This is a genomic window from Ruegeria sp. AA6 (genome assembly GCF_056542865.1).
In genome coordinates, this window is the sequence record NZ_JBQGAN010000082.1 from 1 (window position 1) to 542 (window position 542).

At 58.3% G+C, this 542-nt stretch carries 1 protein-coding gene; it reads right to left on the reverse strand.

Annotation, left to right across the window (positions count from 1 at the left end; translation table 11 throughout):
• On the reverse strand, positions 1–532 hold a 532-nt coding region (locus ACR0LN_RS23965; RefSeq protein ID WP_480433249.1), incomplete at its 3' end, for an Ig-like domain-containing protein.
• Positions 533–542: the final 10 nt, after the last annotated feature.

The window sequence follows — 542 nt, forward strand, 5'->3', positions numbered from 1 at the left end:
CTGAAAGTGACCCGTCACTGGCCGTTACCGTGACACTCAATGTGCCATTGAAGTCCTGGGGCGGTGTGCCTGAGAAGCTGCCGGAAGCCGCATCAAACACCAGCCAGTCCGGCAGGGCCGTGCCATCCGTAAGTGTCGCACTCAGGGTCAGCGCATCGCTATCCACATCCGTGAATGCGTTCGCCGGCAGCACAAAGCTCACGGCCTCATCTTCCACGGAAGCCTGATTGGACAATGCAAGTGCCACAACAGGGGCATCATTGGTTCCGTGCACAATGATCGAAACGGTTGCGACGCCCACACCGCCATTGCCGTCATCGGTCGCATAGGAAAATGTGTCGATAAGTGTCTGGCCCTCTGCCAGGGCCTGAACATCAGCTGCCCCGGTGGGATCGTAGCTGATGGTCCCATCAGTGTTCAGCGTCAGGGCTGCACCATGCGCACTTGTGGCAGAAACCGCTGTCACCGTGAGTGCGTCCCCGTCGACATCGCTGTCATTGGTGAGAAGCGTGGCGGTATCAATTGAGGTCACAACATCTTCG